Here is a 16,318-nt window from a genome sequence, read left to right as displayed (position 1 = left end):
CCTCACAAGCAACGCCCGCCTCTCGCACCGCTTCGCAGGATAAGAAAAATGGAAATGGAAAACTTCGCCCCGATCATGTTCGCGGGGCTGGTCGTGATCATGCTGATCGGGTTCCCGGTCGCGTTCTCTCTCGCCGCACTCGGCCTGTTCAGCGGTTTCTTCGCGATCGAGATGGGCTGGTTCCCGGCCGGCTTCATGGCCAACCTGCCGCTCAATGTGTTCGGCATCCTGTCCAACGAGACGCTGCTGGCGATTCCCTTCTTCACGCTGATGGGCGCGGTGCTCGAGAAATGCGGGCTGGCCGAAGACATGCTCGATTCGATGGGCCAGCTCTTCGGTCCGATCCGCGGCGGCCTGGGCTACTCGGTGATCATCGTCGGCTTCATCCTCGGCGCCATCACCGGCACCGTGGCCGGCCAGGTGATCGCGATGGCGATGATCTCGCTGCCCGTGATGATGCGTTACGGCTACAACATGCGGTACTCGACGGGCGTGCTGGCCGCCTCCGGCACCATCACGCAGCTCGTGCCGCCATCGCTGGTGCTCATCGTCATGGCCGACCAGCTCGGCACCGACGTGGGCCAGATGTACAAGGGCGCGTGGGGCCCGTCGATCCTGCAGGTGCTGATCTTCGCGGTCTACACCTTCCTGATCTCGCGCATCCGTCCGAGCTACGTTCCGGGCGTGCCCGCTTCGGCGCGCACGCTCACCGGCTGGGCGCTGTGGGGCAAGTGCCTGCGCGGCATCATCCCGTCGGCCATCCTGATCTTCGCAGTGCTCGGTTCGATGGGCGGCCTGCCCTTCATGGACCACGCGATCGCCACGCCGACCGAAGCCGGCGCCATGGGCGCCGTGGGCTCGCTGATTCTCGCGGCGATCCATCGCCGCCTCAACTGGCCGATGCTCCGAGACGCAATGGACGGCACCATGCGCCTGACGGCCATGGTGGTCTTCATCCTGATCGGCTCGCGGATGTTCTCGCTGGTGTTCCAGGGCGTGGACGGCGCGAAGTGGATCGAACACTTGCTCTCGGGCCTGCCGGGCGGACAGATCGGCTTCCTGATCGTCGTCAACATCTTCGTTTTCTTCCTGGCCTTTTTCCTCGACTTCTTCGAGATCGCCTTCATCATCCTGCCGATGCTGGGCCCGGTCGCTGCCAAGCTCGGCATCGACATGGTCTGGTTCGGCGTGCTGCTGTGCGTGAACATGCAGACCTCGTTCATGCACCCGCCCTTCGGCTTCGCGCTGTTCTATCTGCGCGGCATTGCCGACACGCTGTTCAAGAACGGCGCGCTGCCGCGAAAGATCGAGTCGCGCGACATCTACCTCGGCGCCATTCCGTGGGTCGGGTTGCAGCTGCTGCTCGTGGCGATCGTCATCTTCTTTCCGCAGACCGTCACTGTCTTCCTCGAAAAGAAGGTCGTGGTCGACGTGGACAAGGTGCAGCTTGAAATGCCGGCCGAATCGCAAGGTTCGGACAACAGCGGCATGAACATGGAAGATCCGTTCGGCAACCAGAAGCAGGCCGCGCCGGAAGAGGCCGCGCCGGCCAGCCCGGCGCCGGACGCCGGCACCAAGCAGTGAGCGCCACCCAGGCAGGAGAAACCGGCGCGCCGGGCGAGATCGAGGAAACCCCGGCCGCGCTCGAGAGCCCCGCCTATCCACCCTTCGTGCGGGTCCTGGCGGTCATCCTCGTGGTCGATCTGATCGGCTTCGGCATCTGGAGCCTGCCTGCGCTCAGTGGTGCGTCGTGGTCCGTCAGCAGCATCGTGCTTTTCGGGTTGGCTGCGCTGTGCATTGCTTGGATGGGCTACTGGATTGTCAGCAGCCGCACGCGCCTGGATGGCGACGTGCTCACGCAGACATGGCTGTGGAACAAGCGCGAGCACGCGGCCGACGTGGCCCATCTCAAGCTCGTGCACTGGCGCTGGCTTGAACGAATCATTGCGCCGCGCCTGCTGGTGCGCCGTCGCAATGGCGCCGTCACGTGGATCCATTCGGCCGATGCGCGCCTGCTGACGGGCTTTGCCGAGCGCGTTGCGGCGCGCAGCTTCCCGAACGCCAAGCCCTGAGCTTCGATCAGCGCGCCCATGAAAAAAGCCCCGCTGTTGCCAGCGGGGCTTTTTGCTTTGGGGAGCCGGCCTGAGCCGGCCCCGCTCACAGCTTTTGTTGCTGCATGAAGCGGTCGAAGGTGCCTTCGGTGAAGCGGAACCAGGCGTTCTGGTCGGCCAGGAACTTCGAGTAGTCGCCGTAGACTTTCTTCCACTCGGGATTGCTGCCGTTGAGGTCGGAGTAGATCTGCTGGGCCGACTTGAAGGCCGCGTTCATCACGTCCTGCGTGAAGGGACGCAGCTTCGTGCCGGAACCGACGAGTTGCTTCAGCGCGACGGGATTGCGTGCATCGTACTTCGCCGTCATGCCGATGTTGGCCTGCGCGGCTGCCGCGGTGACGATCGCCTTGTACTCGGCCGACAGGCCTTCCCAGGCCTTGGTGTTGATGTAGAAGTCCAGCTGCGGGCCGCCCTCCCACCAGCCAGGGTAGTAGTAGAACGGTGCGACCTTGTTGAAGCCGAGCTTCTGGTCGTCATACGGGCCAACCCATTCGAGCGCGTCCAGCGTGCCCTTTTCGAGCGCCGGGTAAAGGTCGGCGCCGGGGATCGATTGGGGAATCACGCCGAAGGGTTCGAGCACGCGGCCCGCGAACGGGTTGGTGCGGAACTTCAGGCCCTTCAGGTCGGCGACCGACTTGATTTCCTTGCGGAACCAGCCGCCCATCTGCGCGCCGGTGTTGCCGCCCGGCAGGTTGTAGATGTTGTACTTGGCGTAGAAGTCGCGCATCAGCTTCAGGCCATTGCCTTCATACATCCACGCGTTCATTTGGCGGGTGTTGAGGCCAAAGGGCACTGCGCAGCCGAGGCAGAAGGTCGGGTCCTTGCCGTAGAAGTAGTAAGGCGCGGTGTGCGCCATTTCGACCGATGCGTTCTGCACGCCATCCACCACGCCGAAAGCGGGCATCAGTTCGCCGCCGGCATGCACGGAGATCTGGAACTTGCCGCCGGTCATGTCGCTGACGCTCTTGGAGAACGTTTCAGCCGTTCCGAAAATGGTGTCGAGGGACTTGGGGAAGCTCGATGCCAGGCGCCAGCGGACGGCTGCCTGCGCGTGAACTGCCGGCGCGATGCCGGCAGCGAGGACGCCGGCAATGCCGGCGTTTTTGATGAGGGAACGACGATCCATTGAATTCACTCCGAGTGCTTTTAGAAAACGAGAACGCGGCTTGTGGCCGCGTTGCTGACTTTTTGAGTCGACAACGATTGTAAAAAACGCTTACAAGGCGCCGGGGGGGGTTTTCCCTGCGGCGACGCGATCGAAGCGTTGCCGAATCGACTGTTCGATGCCGATTGCATCGAGTCCGATACCGGCCAGGAGCTTGCTCGGGTCGCCATGCTCGATGAAGCGATCGGGCAAGCCGAGTTGCAGCACAGGCTTCTGGATGCCGGCGGACTGCAAGGCCTCCAGCACCGCGCTGCCCGCGCCGCCCATGATGGCGCCCTCTTCCACCGACACGATGGCATCGTGCGTACCCGCAACCTTCAACAGCAGGTCGATGTCGAGCGGCTTGGCCCAACGCATGTTCACGACCGTGGCATCCAGCGCCTCGGCCGCCTGCAGTGCCGGATAGAGCAAGGTGCCGAACGCCAGGATCGCGATCCGCTGGCCTTCGCGGCGAATCTCGCCCTTGCCGAAGGGCAGCGCCTCGAGCGTGAGATGCGGCGTGACGCCGGCACCGGCGCCGCGCGGATAGCGCACCGCGACCGGATGGTTCTGCTCGTAGGCCGTGGTCAGCAGTTGACGGCATTCGGCCTCGTCCGCCGGGCATGCCACGCTCATGTTCGGAATGCAGCGCAGGAAAGGGATGTCGTACGCGCCGGCATGCGTCGCGCCATCGGCCCCCACGAGGCCGGCGCGATCGAGCGCGAAGACCACCGGCAGGTTCTGGATCGCGACGTCGTGGATGAGCTGGTCATACGCGCGCTGCAGGAAGGTCGAGTAGATTGCCACCACTGGCTTGAGACCTTCGCATGCGAGTCCGGCCGCGAAGGTCACGGAGTGCTGCTCGGCAATGCCCACGTCGTAGTAGCGACCGGGAAAGCGCTGTTCGAATTCGACGAGCCCCGAGCCCTCGCGCATGGCCGGCGTGATGCCGACCAGGCGGCCGTCCTGCGCAGCCATGTCGCACAGCCATGTGCCGAAGACTTGGGTGAAGGTCTGCTTGGGTGCGGTCGCCGGCTTGACGAGGCCGACGGCCGGATCGAACTTGGTGGGGCCGTGATAGGCCACCGGGTCGGCCTCGGCCAGCTTGTAGCCCTGGCCCTTCTTCGTGACCACGTGCAGGAACTGCGGACCCTGCAGATGCTTGAGGTTCTCGAGCGTGGGCACCAGCGAATCGAGGTCGTGCCCATCGATCGGCCCGACGTAGTTGAAGCCGAACTGCTCGAACAGCGTGGCCGGCACGACCATGCCCTTGGCATGCTGCTCGAAGCGCTTGGCCAACTCGAAGAGCGGCGGCGCCGCGCGCAGCACGCTCTTGCCGACGTTCTTGGCAGCGGCGTAGAAGTTGCCGCTCATCAACTGCGCAAGATACCGGTTGAGCGCACCGACCGGCGGGCTGATCGACATGTCGTTGTCGTTCAGGATCACGAGCAGCTTGCAATCGTCGCACACGCCCGCGTTGTTCAGTGCCTCGAAGGCCATGCCTGCAGTCAATGCGCCGTCGCCGATGATCGCGACGGAATGACGGTCTTCGCCCTTCTGGCGCGCAGCCATCGCCATGCCCAGCGCGGCCGAGATGCTGGTCGACGAATGGGCGGTGCCGAAGGTGTCGTACTCGCTCTCGGTACGCTGCGGGAATCCGGAGATGCCGCCGAGCTGCCGCAGGGTGGGCATGCGCTCGCGCCGGCCGGTGAGGATCTTGTGCGGATAGGTCTGGTGGCCCACGTCCCACACCAGCCGGTCGTGCGGGGTGTTGAACACATGGTGCAGCGCGACCGTGAGCTCCACCGTGCCGAGGTTCGAGCTCAGGTGCCCGCCGGTGCGCGACACGTTGTCGAGCACGCAGGTCCGCACTTCGTCGGCCAGCTGCTTGAGCTGGGCGCGGTCGAAGTGTCGCAGGACGGAAGGGTCGTGGATGGTTGGAAGCAACGGAGCCATGGGATGTTGTTGTTGTCTATCGATCGCGATCGACGACCATGTGGGCCAGCGCGCGCAGTGCGCCGGTATCGGCCAGTGTGCTGCGGTCCAGCGCGGCGAGCGCCTCGGCCAACAGTTCGCGGGCCTGGGCGCGGGCGCCGTCGAGGCCGAGCAGGGACACATAGGTGGGCTTGTCGCTCGCGGCGTCCTTGCCTGCCGTCTTGCCGAGTGTTTCCGAATCGGCGATGACGTCGAGGATGTCATCCACCACCTGGAAGGCGAGGCCCATGGCCGCGCCGTACTCCCGCAGTGCATCAAGGACGTGGGGCGCGAGCGCATTGCCGCAGGTCGCGCCCATTTCCACGCTGCCCTGCAGCAGGGCGCCGGTCTTGAGCCGATGCATTTCGCGCAGTTGCGCTTCATCGAGCGCAAGGCCGACGCTCGCCAGATCGATCGCCTGGCCCCCCGCCATGCCCTGGCTGCCAGCGGCGCGTGCCAGAAGGCGGCACAGGTTGGCCTGAACGGCGGGCGCGATGGCGTCGCCATCGGGCGTGAGCAGTTCGAAAGCCAGCGCCTGCAGGGCATCGCCGGCCAGCAGCGCATCGGCTTCGCCGAACTTCACGTGCACGGTCGGCTTGCCGCGACGCAGCACGTCGTTGTCCATGCACGGCAAGTCGTCGTGCACGAGCGAATAGGCGTGGATCAATTCAACCGAGCATGCCGCGCGCAAGGCCGCTTCGGCGTGGCCGCCGACGGCTTCGCTCGCGGCAAAAACCAGCATCGGTCGCAGCCGCTTGCCACCGTCGAGCACCGCGTAGCGCATCGCGTCGCCGAGTTCGACAGGTGCGTCGACACCGACCCATTCGGACAATGCGGCTTCGACACGGGACAGCTTCGGCTCACTCCACGCGGCAAGGCGGGCGGCGTCCCAGCGCAAGGTGTCGGCGACCGTCATTCGGCCGCCCAGACCTTGAGGCTGCCCGCATCGAGCACCTTGATCTGGTCTTCGACCGCCTGCAGCTTGTCGCGGCAGAACGCGAGCAGCGCCGCGCCCCGCTGGTAGCTGCCGAGCAGCTGGTCGAGCGGCAATTGACCCGACTCGAGTTCGGTCACGAGTTGTTCGAGTTCCTGGAGCCCGGCTTCGTAGCTCGCTGGCAGCGCGCCGGTATCGGGCGCGTCTGGCGAGGCCGACGGGGAGGAGGAAGGCACCTTGGGCATGCGGGGCGGATCGTGGTGAAACATGGGATTTTAAGTTCACCCCCAGGCTTGCCCACTTCGTGTGGCCGCCCACCCCCTTCCGGGGGCGCTGCCTTCGGCCCGGCAGAGCCGGTTCCGTGGCAGCCCTGGCACTTGCCGGATCGAGGGCGCGGGGGGAAAAATTTCTCCGGGGTACAATCCGCGGCTCCCTGGCCGGCAGCTGCCGGCGCAATCTTCGGGCCGTCCCGCACCTTCGACGGCAGCCTTCCGTTCTATCTTTCTCCCTGTGGGGAGCTTGGTCAGGTCACCCATGTCTGATTTAAGTCTTCAACTGCAGCAGGCTTCCAGCCAACTCCCGGTTTCCGCGTACTTCGACGAGGCGCTCTATGCCCGCGAGCTGCAAACGCTCTTCGCGGCGGGGCCGCGCTACGTCGGCCATCGTCTCGCGGTGCCTGAACCGGGCAACTTCCACACCTTGCCGCAGGAGCATCAGGGTCGTGCGCTCGTCCACACGCCCAAGGGCGTGGAACTGATCTCCAACGTCTGCCGCCATCGCCAGGCCCTGATCCTCCAGGACCGCGGCCAGCTCGACACACAGGCCGGCGGCAACATCGTCTGCCCCCTGCATCGCTGGACGTACGCCGCTGCGGACCCGCGCACCACAGGCACGCTGATCGGGGCGCCGCACTTCGAGCAGGACCCCTGCCTCAGTCTGCACAACTACCCGCTGACCGAGTGGAACGGCCTGCTGTTCGAGAAGAACGGCACGGGCAAGGGTCGTGACGTCGCATCCGACCTCGCGAACATCGGCGCCCGCGCGGATCTCGACTTCGAGGGCTATTCGCTCGACCGCGTCGAGTTGCACGAGTGCAACTACAACTGGAAGACCTTCATCGAGGTGTACCTCGAGGATTACCACGTCGGCCCCTTCCATCCAGGACTGGGCAGCTTCGTCACCTGCGACGACCTGCGCTGGGAATTCGGCCGTCATCACTCGGTGCAGACGGTGGGTGTCGCCAACCGGCTCGGCCGCGCGGGCAGCCCGGTGTACCAGAAGTGGCAGGAACAGCTCCTGAAGTACCGCGAAGGCAAGCCGCCGAAGTACGGCGCGATCTGGCTCACCTACTACCCGCACGTGATGGTCGAGTGGTATCCGCACGTGCTGACCGTCTCCACGCTGCACCCCATCGGCCCGCAGAAGACGCTCAACATGGTCGAGTTCTTCTATCCCGAGGAGATCGTCGCGTTCGAACGCGAGTTCGTCGAAGCGCAACAGGCCGCCTACATGGAAACCTGCGTGGAAGACGACGAGATCGCGGAACGCATGGATGCCGGCCGCCGCGCCCTGATGCTGCGCGGCGACGACGAAAGCGGCCCGTACCAAAGCCCGATGGAAGATGGCATGCAGCAGTTCCACGAGTGGTACCGCCGCGAGATGTCGTCCTGATGCGATCGATGCCCCCCACACCCGCTGTGCCAGAAACACCGCGGAACCGGCTCTGCCGGGCCGCTGGTGTTGCCCCCTGCAAGGGGGATGGCGAAGCGACACGAAGTGCGCGAAGCCTGGGGGTGAGCTCCTGATGCAAGCGCTCTGGATGGTGCTGGGCGCACTGATCTTCGCCACGATGGGCGTGTGCGTGAAGATTGCTTCGGCCTGGTTTTCCAGCGCCGAGTTGGTCCTCTATCGCGGCCTGATCGGCATCGTGTTCCTCTGGGTGCTCGCGCGCAGCCGCGGCGTCACGCTCGCCACCCGATACCCCGGCATGCACGCATGGCGCAGCCTGATTGGCGTCGTGTCCCTTGGCGCGTGGTTCTTCGCGATCGCGCACATGCCGCTCGCCACCGCGATGACGCTCAACTACATGAGCAGCGTCTGGATCGCCGCCTTCCTGGTCGGCGGCGCCCTGCTCGCCTGGGTGCCGGTTCCCGGACGCGACGGCAGCGTGCCGCGCCCGCCGCTGCAAGGCCCGCTGGTCCTCACGGTGCTCGCGGGCTTCGGCGGCGTCGTGCTGATGCTCAAGCCCACCGTCGGCGACAACCAGGGATTCGCGGGTCTGATGGGGCTGCTGTCCGGCCTCACGGCCGCCTTTGCATACATGCAGGTGGTGGCACTTTCGAGGCTCGGAGAACCCGAAGCGCGCACGGTGTTCTATTTCGCGGTCGGCTCGGCCGTGGCGGGCGGCCTCGGAACGTTGCTGGGCGAATCCACCCCATGGTCGAACTGGACGTGGTCGCACGCGCTCTGGCTGCTGCCCGTCGGCGTTCTGGCGGCACTCGGCCAGCTTTGCATGACGCGCGCCTATGCCAGCGCCAAGACCGAAAGCGGTACGCTGCTGGTTGCCAATCTCCAGTATTCGGGCATCGTCTTTGCCGCGATGTACAGCGTGCTGCTGTTCGGGGATCGCATCGATGCCGCGGGCTGGGCCGGCATGGCGCTGATCGTCGCGAGCGGCATCGCGGCCACGGTGCTGCGCCAGCGGTCGCTGCCGAAGGCACCGGCCGAGGAACATTGAAGGAGTTCGCATGTACACGACGCTGATTTCCGCCGAAGAGCTCATCGCCTTGCAGGCCAGCGACCTGCCGTTGATGATCTTCGACTGCACCTTCGACCTGATGAAGCCCGAATCCGGCGCACAGCAGTACCGGGCGGCGCACATGCCTGGCGCGGTGTACGCCAACCTCGATACCGACCTCAGCGCGAAGCACGGCGTGGCCGGCGCCCACGGCGTCGTCGTGGCGCAGGACGAAGGCCCTCCCGCCTCGGGCGGCCGCCACCCGCTGCCGAGCCGTGAGAAGTTCGCGGCCTGGCTGTCGAGCGTGGGCTTTGCCAACAACATGCAGGCGGTGGTGTACGACCGCAACGGCGCCAACTATTGCGGCCGGCTCTGGTGGATGCTCAAGTGGATGGGCCACGATGCCGTGGCCGTGCTCGATGGCGGCCTGCAGGCCTGGCAGGCGGCGAGCGGTGCAGTCACCGGTCGCGAGGAGCCATCGCACTTCCAGTCGAATTTCGTCGCCGACAAGCCTCTGCTCTCGCTCACCGACACCAAGACCGTGGCCGCGCGTCTCGAGCAAGCCGGCCAGACGCTGATCGACGCGCGCGCGGCGGCAAGATATCGCGGCGAGGTGGAACCTCTGGACCCGATCGCAGGTCACATCCCGGGGGCCCTCAATCGGCCCTTTACCGAGAACCTCGGCCCCGACGGGAAGTTCAAGCCGGCCGCGCAGTTGCGCGCCGAATTCGAAGCACTGTTGGCGGGCCGGGATCCCACCACGGTCGTCCACCAGTGCGGCAGCGGCGTGAGCGCGTTGCCCAACCTGCTCGCCATGCAGATCGCAGGTCTCGGGCCGACCGCGCTCTATGCCGGCAGCTGGAGCGAGTGGAGCAACACGCCGGGGCTGCCGACCCGGCAAGGCGCACAACCATGATCCTGACGAGCAGGCCGCTCTCGACCCTCGCACTGACCGCTTTCTTCGCACTCACCGCATTTCCTCTCGCCGCCTCGGCTCAGACCCAGCACGCCCACGTGCATGGCCAGATCAAGCTCGACGTCGTCGTCGAAGGCCCCACCGTCGTGATCGAGATGGGATCGCCGCTCGACAACTTCGTCGGCTTCGAACGCGCGCCGCGCACCGATGCCGAGAAAAAAGCCGTCGTCGATGCCGTCGCACAGCTTCGCGCAGCGGATCATCTCTTCAAGATCGATCCCACCGCCAATTGCAAGCTCGGTCCGGTGACGCTGCGCTCCGCCGCGCTGGGCTTGGGCAAGCCAGACGCCACTGCCACCGAAGGCCACGCCGACCTCGACGCCACCATCGCGTTCAACTGCACCAACGCCGGGGCGGCGAAATTCATCGACATCGATCTCTTCAATGTCTTCAAGGGTCCACGCCAGATCGAGGCCCAGATCGTTTCGCCGCAGGGCCAGTTCAAGCGCACGCTGAAACGGCCGGCCACGCGACTGACCTGGACCAAGTGATTCGCTCGTGACGCTCGTCCTTTCCGCCGAATCGCTGCGCTTCGCCTGGCCCGGCGCCCAAACGCCCTGCATCGACATCGAACGGCTCGACATTTCGGCCGGCGAGGCCGTCTTCCTGCATGGCCCCAGCGGCTGCGGAAAGAGCACGCTGCTGTCGCTGCTGGCCGGCGTGCTGGTGGCCGACGCGGGCCGCATCACCCTGCTCGGACACGATTGGGCCGCACTCTCGGGAGCCGCGCGCGACCGATCGCGCGTCGCGCATGTGGGCTACATCTTCCAGCAGTTCAACCTGCTGCCGTACCTCAGCGTGCTCGACAACGTGCTGCTGCCCTGCCGCTTCTCGGCGCGGCGCATGGAACGGGCGTCGCGCGATGGCACGGCGCGGGCGCAGGCTGAAGAGCTGCTCGCGCAGATGGGCCTGGATGCCAGCCTGTGGCAGCGCCAGGCGATGCAGCTGTCGGTCGGCCAGCAACAGCGCGTGGCCGCCGCGCGTGCGCTCGTCGGTCATCCCGAAATCGTGATTGCCGACGAACCGACCTCGGCGCTCGACGAGGACCGCCGCGAAGCCTTCCTCGACGTGCTGCTGTCGGCTTGCCGGACGAACCACAGCGCGCTCGTGTTCGTGAGCCATGACCAGCGCATCGCCGAACGCTTCTCGCGCCATGTACTGTTGCCCGAGATCAATCGTGCGGCTTCGGGGGGGGCTGGCATGAGCGCCGCGCCGGACCGCTCCAAGCAAGCTCGCACCGCAGTGCGAAGCACGGAGGTTCCCCAATGAGCGCCCTCTTTGGCATCGCGTGGCGCAGCGCGTGGAACCGCCGCTTCACCCTCGCTCTCACCGTGCTGTCGATCGCGCTATCGACCTTTCTGCTGCTCGGCGTCGAGCGCATCCGTACCGAACTGCGCGAGAACTTCTCGTCCTCGGTGTCGGGTACCGACCTGATCGTCGGCGCGCGCACCGGCTCGACGCAGTTGCTTCTCTATTCCGTGTTTCGCATCGGCGCCGCCACCAACAACGTGCAGTGGAAGAGCGTGCAGGCGCTTGCCGCGCACCCCGGCGTCGACTGGGTCGTGCCGCTGTCGCTGGGCGACTCGCACCGCGGCTTCTCGGTGCTGGCCACCACGCCCGCCTACTTCGAGCACTTCCACTACAGCAACCGCCAGCCGCTCCGGATGCGCGAGGGCAAGCCCTTCGGCGAACTCTTCGACGCCGTGGTCGGCGCCGAGGTGGCCGACAAGCTGGGTTATCACGTCGGCCAGAAGATCACGCTGGCCCACGGGAGCGGCGAGCTGAACGTGTCCGAGCATGCCGACAAGCCTTTCACCGTGGTGGGTGTGCTGGCGCGCACCGGCACGCCGGTCGACCGCACGGTGCACATCGGGCTCCCAGCGATGGAAGCCATCCACCTCGAATGGATGGGCGGCGCCCCGATGCCGGGCGTCAAGATCCCGGCCGAACAAGTTCGCAAGTTCGACCTCACGCCCAAGAACGTGACCGCCGCGCTGGTCGGCCTGAAGAACCGCGCCGCCGTGTTCGCAGTGCAGCGCTGGGTCTCCACCTATGCGGACGAGCCGCTGATGGCCATCCTCCCGGGCGTGGCGCTCGACGAGCTGTGGGGCGTGATCGGCGTCGGCGAGAACGCGCTGCTGCTGATGTCGGCGCTGGTCGCACTCGTCAGCCTCGCAGGGCTGGTGTCGGTGGTGATGGCCAGCCTCAACGAGCGGCGCCGCGAGCTGGCCGTGCTGCGCGCTGTCGGCGCCAGCCTGCGCCACGTGCTCGCGCTGCTGGCGCTCGAAGGCGCGCTGGTCACGCTGCTGGGCGTGGCGATCGGCGTCGTCTTTGCCGTGCTGGGTGTCACCCTGCTTTCCCCCTGGCTTCAATCGCAGTTCGGACTGGCGCTGCACTTGTCCGAACCTACACTGAACGAATGGACGCTGCTCGCGGCCCTCGTCGTGGCCGGCTGGGTCGCCAGCCTGCTGCCGGGCATCCGCGCCTACCGGCTTTCACTCGCCGATGGCCTCTCTCCAAGGATCTGAACATGACATTGCGCCTTCCCGTTTCCTTCCTTCTCGCGGTCGTCATCGCCGGCAGCGCATGGGCCGCCGAGCCCTCGCCACAGGCCACCTCCCCGACCAACCCGCTCGGTGGCAAGCCCGCCGACGCCAAGGCCGCACCCGGCCAGCCTCGCGTCATCTCGTGGGAAGAACTGGTGCCCAAGGACTGGGACCCGATGAAGGAACTCAAGGGCATGGACCTGAGCAAGCTCGACGACAGCGACCCGCGCGCCAACGAGATGCTTATGAAGCTCCAGGACGCGTCGAACAACGCGCCGACCAACGCCGCGATGAACGGCGTCGAGGTGAAGATCCCCGGGTTCATCGTGCCGCTCGAAGAGAACAAGGGCGAAGTCACCGAGTTCCTGCTGGTGCCCTACTTCGGCGCCTGCATCCACACACCGCCGCCGCCGGCCAACCAGATCCTGCACGTGCGCCCGAAGCAAGGCGCGAAATTCCGCGCCATGGACACCGTGTGGGTCACCGGCAAGCTGCAGACCCTGCGCAACGATTCGATGATGGGCGTGAGCGGCTACCACGTCACAGCCGACAGCGTCACCAAGTACACCGGCGGCGCGAAGTAACCGACAACCTCCGCTACAGCGACCTCGTCATGAAGACGCTGTGGGGATCATCGACGTAGTTGCCGAAGGGAGCGCAGCGCGTGAACCCGAACGACTCGTAGAGCTTCTGCGCCGGCTCGAACGCCTTCATCCGGCCCGTCTCCAGACTCAATCGATCGTAGGAACGCGTCCGCGCTTCCTCGATGATGCGATGAAGCACGGCGCGTGCGACCCCTTGTCCCCGATGGGCATCCGAGGTTCGCATCGACTTGACCTCGCCATGTTTCGGCGAAAGCTCCCGAAGCGCGCCGCATCCGAGCAGTTCATTGCCTCCCCACGCCGTCCAGAACGTGACATCGGGCTGTCGCAGTTTGTCGATGTCCAACGCGTGAACGCTGCAGGGCGGCGAAAGCTCGTGCATGTTGCGCAGATGGGCTTGTAGCAACGCACGAATCTCCGGGCCCGAGAGATCGTCGAGGTCGATCCGAATGACTGCAGATGAAGGGTTCATCGACGCTTGACCATCATTTCGAGTATTGAAGTTGCGGGAAGCATATTGCACGCCCGTGCCGCCACAGGCAGGTGCGGGACATGGACAAGCAAGCCCCGGGTTTCAACTAGGAGTGCTGAACGCCCATGCCGTGCCAACATGGCGCGGCGAGGCACGCGCAATTCGCACGTCCCCCTGCGACAGGAGGCCCCCATGTCCAATCACGTCTACAAGCTCCTCGAACTCACAGGCTCATCGCCGACGAGCAGCGACGATGCCGTGCTGCGCGCCATCGCCAAAGCCAGCGAATCCGTGCGCAACATCCAGTGGTTCGAAGTGACCGAAACGCGCGGCCATGTGATCGACGGCAAGGTAGCCCATTGGCAGGTGACGATCAAGGCCGGCTTCACGCTGGAGGACTAGACCCGCGCCATTCCGGGAATGCCGCGGAACCGGCTTTGCCGGGCCGCAGGCATTGCCCCCGGCAGGGGGTGGGCGGCCACACGAAGTGAGGCAAGCCTGGGGGTAAGCTTGGTCAATCCGGGGCCTGAATCACGCGGTCAAACTCCTCGTCCGCCGGCACGTTGTCGGCATCGAGCTCACTGGCATCGGTCAGGTCGATGCCGGTTTCTTCGGACAGCTCATCGGTCGCTTCGGCGTCATCTTCTTCGAACGCCTCGTCGTCCTCGGGCAATGTGTCTTCGGCTTCGTCGATCTCGGGTTCGTCTGCGGCTTCTCCGGGACGCAGAGGGGGGTCGGCGCTGATCATGATCGGACTCCTGGCTGACTGATGTTTGCATGATGCACCCCGAGTGTGGGTCCCAGCCGAATCAGCCACTTCGGCGAAGGGGCAACAAGCGTGTCAGAAAGTGCCGCGGGTGTCCACTCAGTGCTTGTGGTCGGACGCCCCGTGCGCGTGGTCCGGATCGGCAACGCCGCCGTGCGCATGGTCATGGTCGGCATGCGCGAACCGGCTCACGAGCGTGACGAGCAGGATGCCGATCGCCAGCCACACGATCTGCAAGGCCGTCTGCCGCGCCGGCAGCCGCTTCTGCAGCTGCGGGATCAAGTCGGCCAGCGCCACGTAGACGAAGCTGCTGGCCGCCAGCACCAGGAAATAGGGGAGCCACCCATGCAGCTGGTCGACCAGCCACCAGCCCACCAGGCCGCCAAGCGCGGTCATCGTCCCGGCCAATGAGACCTTGACGAGCGCCACGCGCTGGTTGGACGAACTCTGGCGCAGCACGACCAGGTCACCGATGTGGTGAGGCACCTCGTGCGCGAGCACGGCGATCGCAGCCACCAGGCCCAGGCGCATGTCCGCGACGAAGGCCGAGGCGATCAGGATGCCGTCGCCGAAGCAGTGAACGCTGTCGCCGGTGAGCACGGCCCAGCCGCCGCCCTTGGCGTCGTGCGCATGCGCATGCGCATGGTCGTGGGCGTGAACGTGAAGGTGGTGATGGCCTTGATCGTGCGGATTGGCTCGGCTGTGCCCAGGTTCGTCGACGTGCTCGCCATGATGATGCTCGTGCCCGTGGTGCCACAACTCTGCCTTGTCGAGCAGAAAAAAGAAAACCAGTCCGAACAACAGCACGCCGAACAGCACGGCCGGCGCGATGTGGCTCTCGAAGGCTTCGGGCAGCAGGTGCATGAAGGCGGTCGCCAACAGCGCGCCCGCGGCGAGGCTCAGCAAATGCTGCGGATTCACGCCGCCGGCCCCGCTACGCACGCCCACGCGCAGCAGCAGCGCGGCGATCCAGACACTTCCGATGCCGGCGACCAGGGTCGCGGCGATGATGGCTAACAAATTCATGACTGCTTGCGCAATGGTGGCAAAAAACAAAAGCCGTCCATCGGACGGCTTTCGATTGAAAGCGGCTAGCGGATGTGGCTAGGCCACACCGTTGGCTTTGAACCAGGCCAGGGCGCGCTTCCATCCGTCTTCGGCCGCCTCTTTGACGTAGCTGGACCGGTTGTCGGCATGGAACGCATGGCCCGCTTCGGGATACACGACGAACTGCGAAGCCTTGGCAGCCGGTGAACCGGTTGCCAGGGCGGCTTTCATCTTATCAACCGTGTCAAGCGGAATCCCCTGGTCCTTGCCGCCGTACAGGCCCAGCACCGGCGCCTGCAGGTTGGCGGCGACGTCGATGGGATGCCGGGGCGTCAGCTCCGAAGGCTGCCCGATGAGCCGGCCGTACCAGGCCGCGCCGGCCTTGACCTTGCCCGTGGCCGCATAGAGCCAGACGATGCGTCCGCCCCAGCAAAAGCCCGTGATGGCCGCTTCCTGAACGTCGCCGCCGTTCGCAGCCGCGTACTTGAGCGCGCCGTCGAGGTCGGCCATGACCTGCGCATCGGGAACCTTGCTGACGATGTCGGCCTGCAGTTTCGGGATGTCGGTATACCCCTTCGGGTCGCCCTGACGCGCGTAAAGCTCGGGCGCAATGGCCAGGTAGCCGGCCTTGGCGAAGCGGCGGCAGGTGTCGGCGATGTATTCGTGCACACCGAAGATCTCCTGGACCACGAGCACCACCGGCAAGCCGGTCTTGCCGGCCGGCGCGGCGGCATAGGCCGGCACCTCGAAGCCGTTCACCGTGTACTTGACGGGGCCGGCCTTGAGGCCCTCGTCGGACGTCTTGACGACGGTTTGCGCCGCGATCGGCAAGGTGGCCGCCGCATAACCCACCCCGATGGCGGCCTTGAGCGCCGTGCGGCGCGTCGCGCCCTGCTCGGTGCTGTCGCCGGGGCGGAGCGAATCGAAATCGGCTTGCAGATCGGAAGCATTCTCGGAACGAGTCATACGGGCGAACTCCTGTGAAATCGACGGACAAAGGCTGGCGCGC

Annotated in this window: 18 protein-coding genes; 10 read left to right on the top strand and 8 right to left on the bottom strand. The window is 65.8% G+C overall.

Annotated features, from left to right (window positions below; all coding sequences use genetic code 11):
* Positions 1-48 precede the first annotated feature (48 nt).
* Positions 49-1,584 carry a TRAP transporter large permease gene (locus tag QTI24_RS08305; RefSeq protein ID WP_286599667.1) on the top strand — a complete coding sequence of 512 codons (1,536 nt, stop codon included), beginning with the start codon at positions 49-51 and terminating at the stop codon, positions 1,582-1,584.
* Positions 1,581-2,072, top strand: a complete 492-nt coding sequence (locus QTI24_RS08300; RefSeq protein ID WP_286599666.1) for a hypothetical protein — start codon at positions 1,581-1,583, stop codon at positions 2,070-2,072. The genes QTI24_RS08305 and QTI24_RS08300 overlap by 4 nt, the downstream gene beginning before the upstream one ends.
* An 85-nt stretch (positions 2,073-2,157) precedes the next feature.
* Here QTI24_RS08300 and QTI24_RS08295 read toward each other — a convergent pair whose 3' ends face one another.
* From QTI24_RS08295 to xseB, 4 genes are all read right to left on the bottom strand, one after another.
* Positions 2,158-3,237 (bottom strand): TRAP transporter substrate-binding protein, encoded by a 1,080-nt coding sequence (locus QTI24_RS08295; RefSeq protein WP_286599664.1) that lies wholly within the window; start codon positions 3,235-3,237, stop codon positions 2,158-2,160.
* Positions 3,238-3,327: 90 nt separating this feature from the next.
* Entirely contained in the window at positions 3,328-5,211 is a 1,884-nt protein-coding gene (gene dxs / locus QTI24_RS08290; RefSeq protein ID WP_286599663.1) for a 1-deoxy-D-xylulose-5-phosphate synthase, read from the bottom strand.
* 16 nt (positions 5,212-5,227) lie between these two features.
* A complete protein-coding gene (locus QTI24_RS08285) occupies positions 5,228-6,145 on the bottom strand; it encodes a polyprenyl synthetase family protein (RefSeq protein ID WP_286599662.1) in 918 nt (305 codons plus the stop codon).
* Positions 6,142-6,408, bottom strand: a complete 267-nt coding sequence (gene xseB / locus QTI24_RS08280; protein ID WP_286567250.1) for an exodeoxyribonuclease VII small subunit — start codon at positions 6,406-6,408, stop codon at positions 6,142-6,144. The genes QTI24_RS08285 and xseB overlap by 4 nt, the downstream gene beginning before the upstream one ends.
* 289 nt (positions 6,409-6,697) lie before the next feature.
* Between xseB and QTI24_RS08275 the strand changes: the two genes are divergently transcribed.
* The 7 genes from QTI24_RS08275 to QTI24_RS08245 all read left to right on the top strand — a co-directional run bounded on the left by QTI24_RS08275 (position 6,698) and on the right by QTI24_RS08245 (position 13,006).
* Complete coding sequence (locus tag QTI24_RS08275) at positions 6,698-7,834, top strand: aromatic ring-hydroxylating oxygenase subunit alpha (protein WP_286599661.1); 1,137 nt, start codon at positions 6,698-6,700, stop codon at positions 7,832-7,834.
* A 133-nt stretch (positions 7,835-7,967) separates the two neighbouring features.
* Positions 7,968-8,900, top strand: a complete 933-nt coding sequence (locus QTI24_RS08270) for a DMT family transporter (protein WP_286599660.1) — start codon at positions 7,968-7,970, stop codon at positions 8,898-8,900.
* Between the two features lie 10 nt (positions 8,901-8,910).
* Positions 8,911-9,816 carry a sulfurtransferase gene (locus QTI24_RS08265; protein WP_286599659.1) on the top strand — a complete coding sequence of 302 codons (906 nt, stop codon included), beginning with the start codon at positions 8,911-8,913 and terminating at the stop codon, positions 9,814-9,816.
* Positions 9,813-10,367, top strand: coding sequence for a DUF2796 domain-containing protein (locus QTI24_RS08260; RefSeq protein ID WP_286599658.1), 555 nt, complete (start codon positions 9,813-9,815; stop codon positions 10,365-10,367). The genes QTI24_RS08265 and QTI24_RS08260 overlap by 4 nt, the downstream gene beginning before the upstream one ends.
* A gap of 7 nt (positions 10,368-10,374) precedes the next feature.
* Complete coding sequence (locus tag QTI24_RS08255) at positions 10,375-11,145, top strand: ABC transporter ATP-binding protein (RefSeq protein WP_286599657.1); 771 nt, start codon at positions 10,375-10,377, stop codon at positions 11,143-11,145.
* Entirely contained in the window at positions 11,142-12,404 is a 1,263-nt protein-coding gene (locus QTI24_RS08250; RefSeq protein ID WP_286599656.1) for an ABC transporter permease, read from the top strand. The genes QTI24_RS08255 and QTI24_RS08250 overlap by 4 nt, the downstream gene beginning before the upstream one ends.
* A gap of 2 nt (positions 12,405-12,406) precedes the next feature.
* The gene (locus QTI24_RS08245; protein WP_286599655.1) at positions 12,407-13,006 is read left to right on the top strand and encodes a DUF3299 domain-containing protein; all 600 of its coding nucleotides are present in this window, start codon (positions 12,407-12,409) and stop codon (positions 13,004-13,006) included.
* Between the two features lie 13 nt (positions 13,007-13,019).
* Here QTI24_RS08245 and QTI24_RS08240 read toward each other — a convergent pair whose 3' ends face one another.
* Entirely contained in the window at positions 13,020-13,496 is a 477-nt protein-coding gene (locus QTI24_RS08240) for a GNAT family N-acetyltransferase (protein WP_286599654.1), read from the bottom strand.
* Positions 13,497-13,688: 192 nt separating this feature from the next.
* Between QTI24_RS08240 and QTI24_RS08235 the strand changes: the two genes are divergently transcribed.
* On the top strand, positions 13,689-13,898 hold the full coding sequence (locus tag QTI24_RS08235; protein ID WP_286599653.1) for a dodecin: 210 nt from the start codon (positions 13,689-13,691) through the stop codon (positions 13,896-13,898).
* A 112-nt stretch (positions 13,899-14,010) separates the two neighbouring features.
* Here the strand turns inward: QTI24_RS08235 and QTI24_RS08230 are convergent, their stop codons facing one another.
* The 3 genes from QTI24_RS08230 to QTI24_RS08220 all read right to left on the bottom strand — a co-directional run bounded on the left by QTI24_RS08230 (position 14,011) and on the right by QTI24_RS08220 (position 16,275).
* The gene (locus QTI24_RS08230) at positions 14,011-14,244 is read right to left on the bottom strand and encodes a hypothetical protein (protein WP_286599652.1); all 234 of its coding nucleotides are present in this window, start codon (positions 14,242-14,244) and stop codon (positions 14,011-14,013) included.
* Between the two features lie 117 nt (positions 14,245-14,361).
* A complete protein-coding gene (locus tag QTI24_RS08225; RefSeq protein WP_286599650.1) occupies positions 14,362-15,288 on the bottom strand; it encodes a ZIP family metal transporter in 927 nt (308 codons plus the stop codon).
* A 78-nt stretch (positions 15,289-15,366) separates the two neighbouring features.
* On the bottom strand, positions 15,367-16,275 hold the full coding sequence (locus QTI24_RS08220; RefSeq protein WP_286599648.1) for a dienelactone hydrolase family protein: 909 nt from the start codon (positions 16,273-16,275) through the stop codon (positions 15,367-15,369).
* Between the last annotated feature and the right edge of the window lie 43 nt (positions 16,276-16,318).

Origin of the sequence: Variovorax sp. J22P240, assembly GCF_030316855.1 — a bacterium.
Lineage (GTDB): Bacteria > Pseudomonadota > Gammaproteobacteria > Burkholderiales > Burkholderiaceae_C > Variovorax.
Note: the sequence above shows the minus strand (reverse complement) of the source record. Positions and strands in the feature narration are given on the sequence as shown.

Coding starts and splice junctions, on each gene's coding strand:
- QTI24_RS08220 (WP_286599648.1), bottom strand. CDS start 16,275: ATGACTCGTTCCGAGAATGCTTCCGATCTGCAAGCCGATTTCGATTCG.
- QTI24_RS08270 (WP_286599660.1), top strand. CDS start 7,968: ATGCAAGCGCTCTGGATGGTGCTGGGCGCACTGATCTTCGCCACGATG.
- xseB (WP_286567250.1), bottom strand. CDS start 6,408: ATGCCCAAGGTGCCTTCCTCCTCCCCGTCGGCCTCGCCAGACGCGCCC.
- QTI24_RS08265 (WP_286599659.1), top strand. CDS start 8,911: ATGTACACGACGCTGATTTCCGCCGAAGAGCTCATCGCCTTGCAGGCC.
- QTI24_RS08295 (WP_286599664.1), bottom strand. CDS start 3,237: ATGGATCGTCGTTCCCTCATCAAAAACGCCGGCATTGCCGGCGTCCTC.
- QTI24_RS08235 (WP_286599653.1), top strand. CDS start 13,689: ATGTCCAATCACGTCTACAAGCTCCTCGAACTCACAGGCTCATCGCCG.
- dxs (WP_286599663.1), bottom strand. CDS start 5,211: ATGGCTCCGTTGCTTCCAACCATCCACGACCCTTCCGTCCTGCGACAC.
- QTI24_RS08285 (WP_286599662.1), bottom strand. CDS start 6,145: ATGACGGTCGCCGACACCTTGCGCTGGGACGCCGCCCGCCTTGCCGCG.
- QTI24_RS08250 (WP_286599656.1), top strand. CDS start 11,142: ATGAGCGCCCTCTTTGGCATCGCGTGGCGCAGCGCGTGGAACCGCCGC.
- QTI24_RS08245 (WP_286599655.1), top strand. CDS start 12,407: ATGACATTGCGCCTTCCCGTTTCCTTCCTTCTCGCGGTCGTCATCGCC.
- QTI24_RS08225 (WP_286599650.1), bottom strand. CDS start 15,288: ATGAATTTGTTAGCCATCATCGCCGCGACCCTGGTCGCCGGCATCGGA.
- QTI24_RS08260 (WP_286599658.1), top strand. CDS start 9,813: ATGATCCTGACGAGCAGGCCGCTCTCGACCCTCGCACTGACCGCTTTC.
- QTI24_RS08275 (WP_286599661.1), top strand. CDS start 6,698: ATGTCTGATTTAAGTCTTCAACTGCAGCAGGCTTCCAGCCAACTCCCG.
- QTI24_RS08240 (WP_286599654.1), bottom strand. CDS start 13,496: ATGAACCCTTCATCTGCAGTCATTCGGATCGACCTCGACGATCTCTCG.
- QTI24_RS08230 (WP_286599652.1), bottom strand. CDS start 14,244: ATGATCAGCGCCGACCCCCCTCTGCGTCCCGGAGAAGCCGCAGACGAA.
- QTI24_RS08305 (WP_286599667.1), top strand. CDS start 49: ATGGAAATGGAAAACTTCGCCCCGATCATGTTCGCGGGGCTGGTCGTG.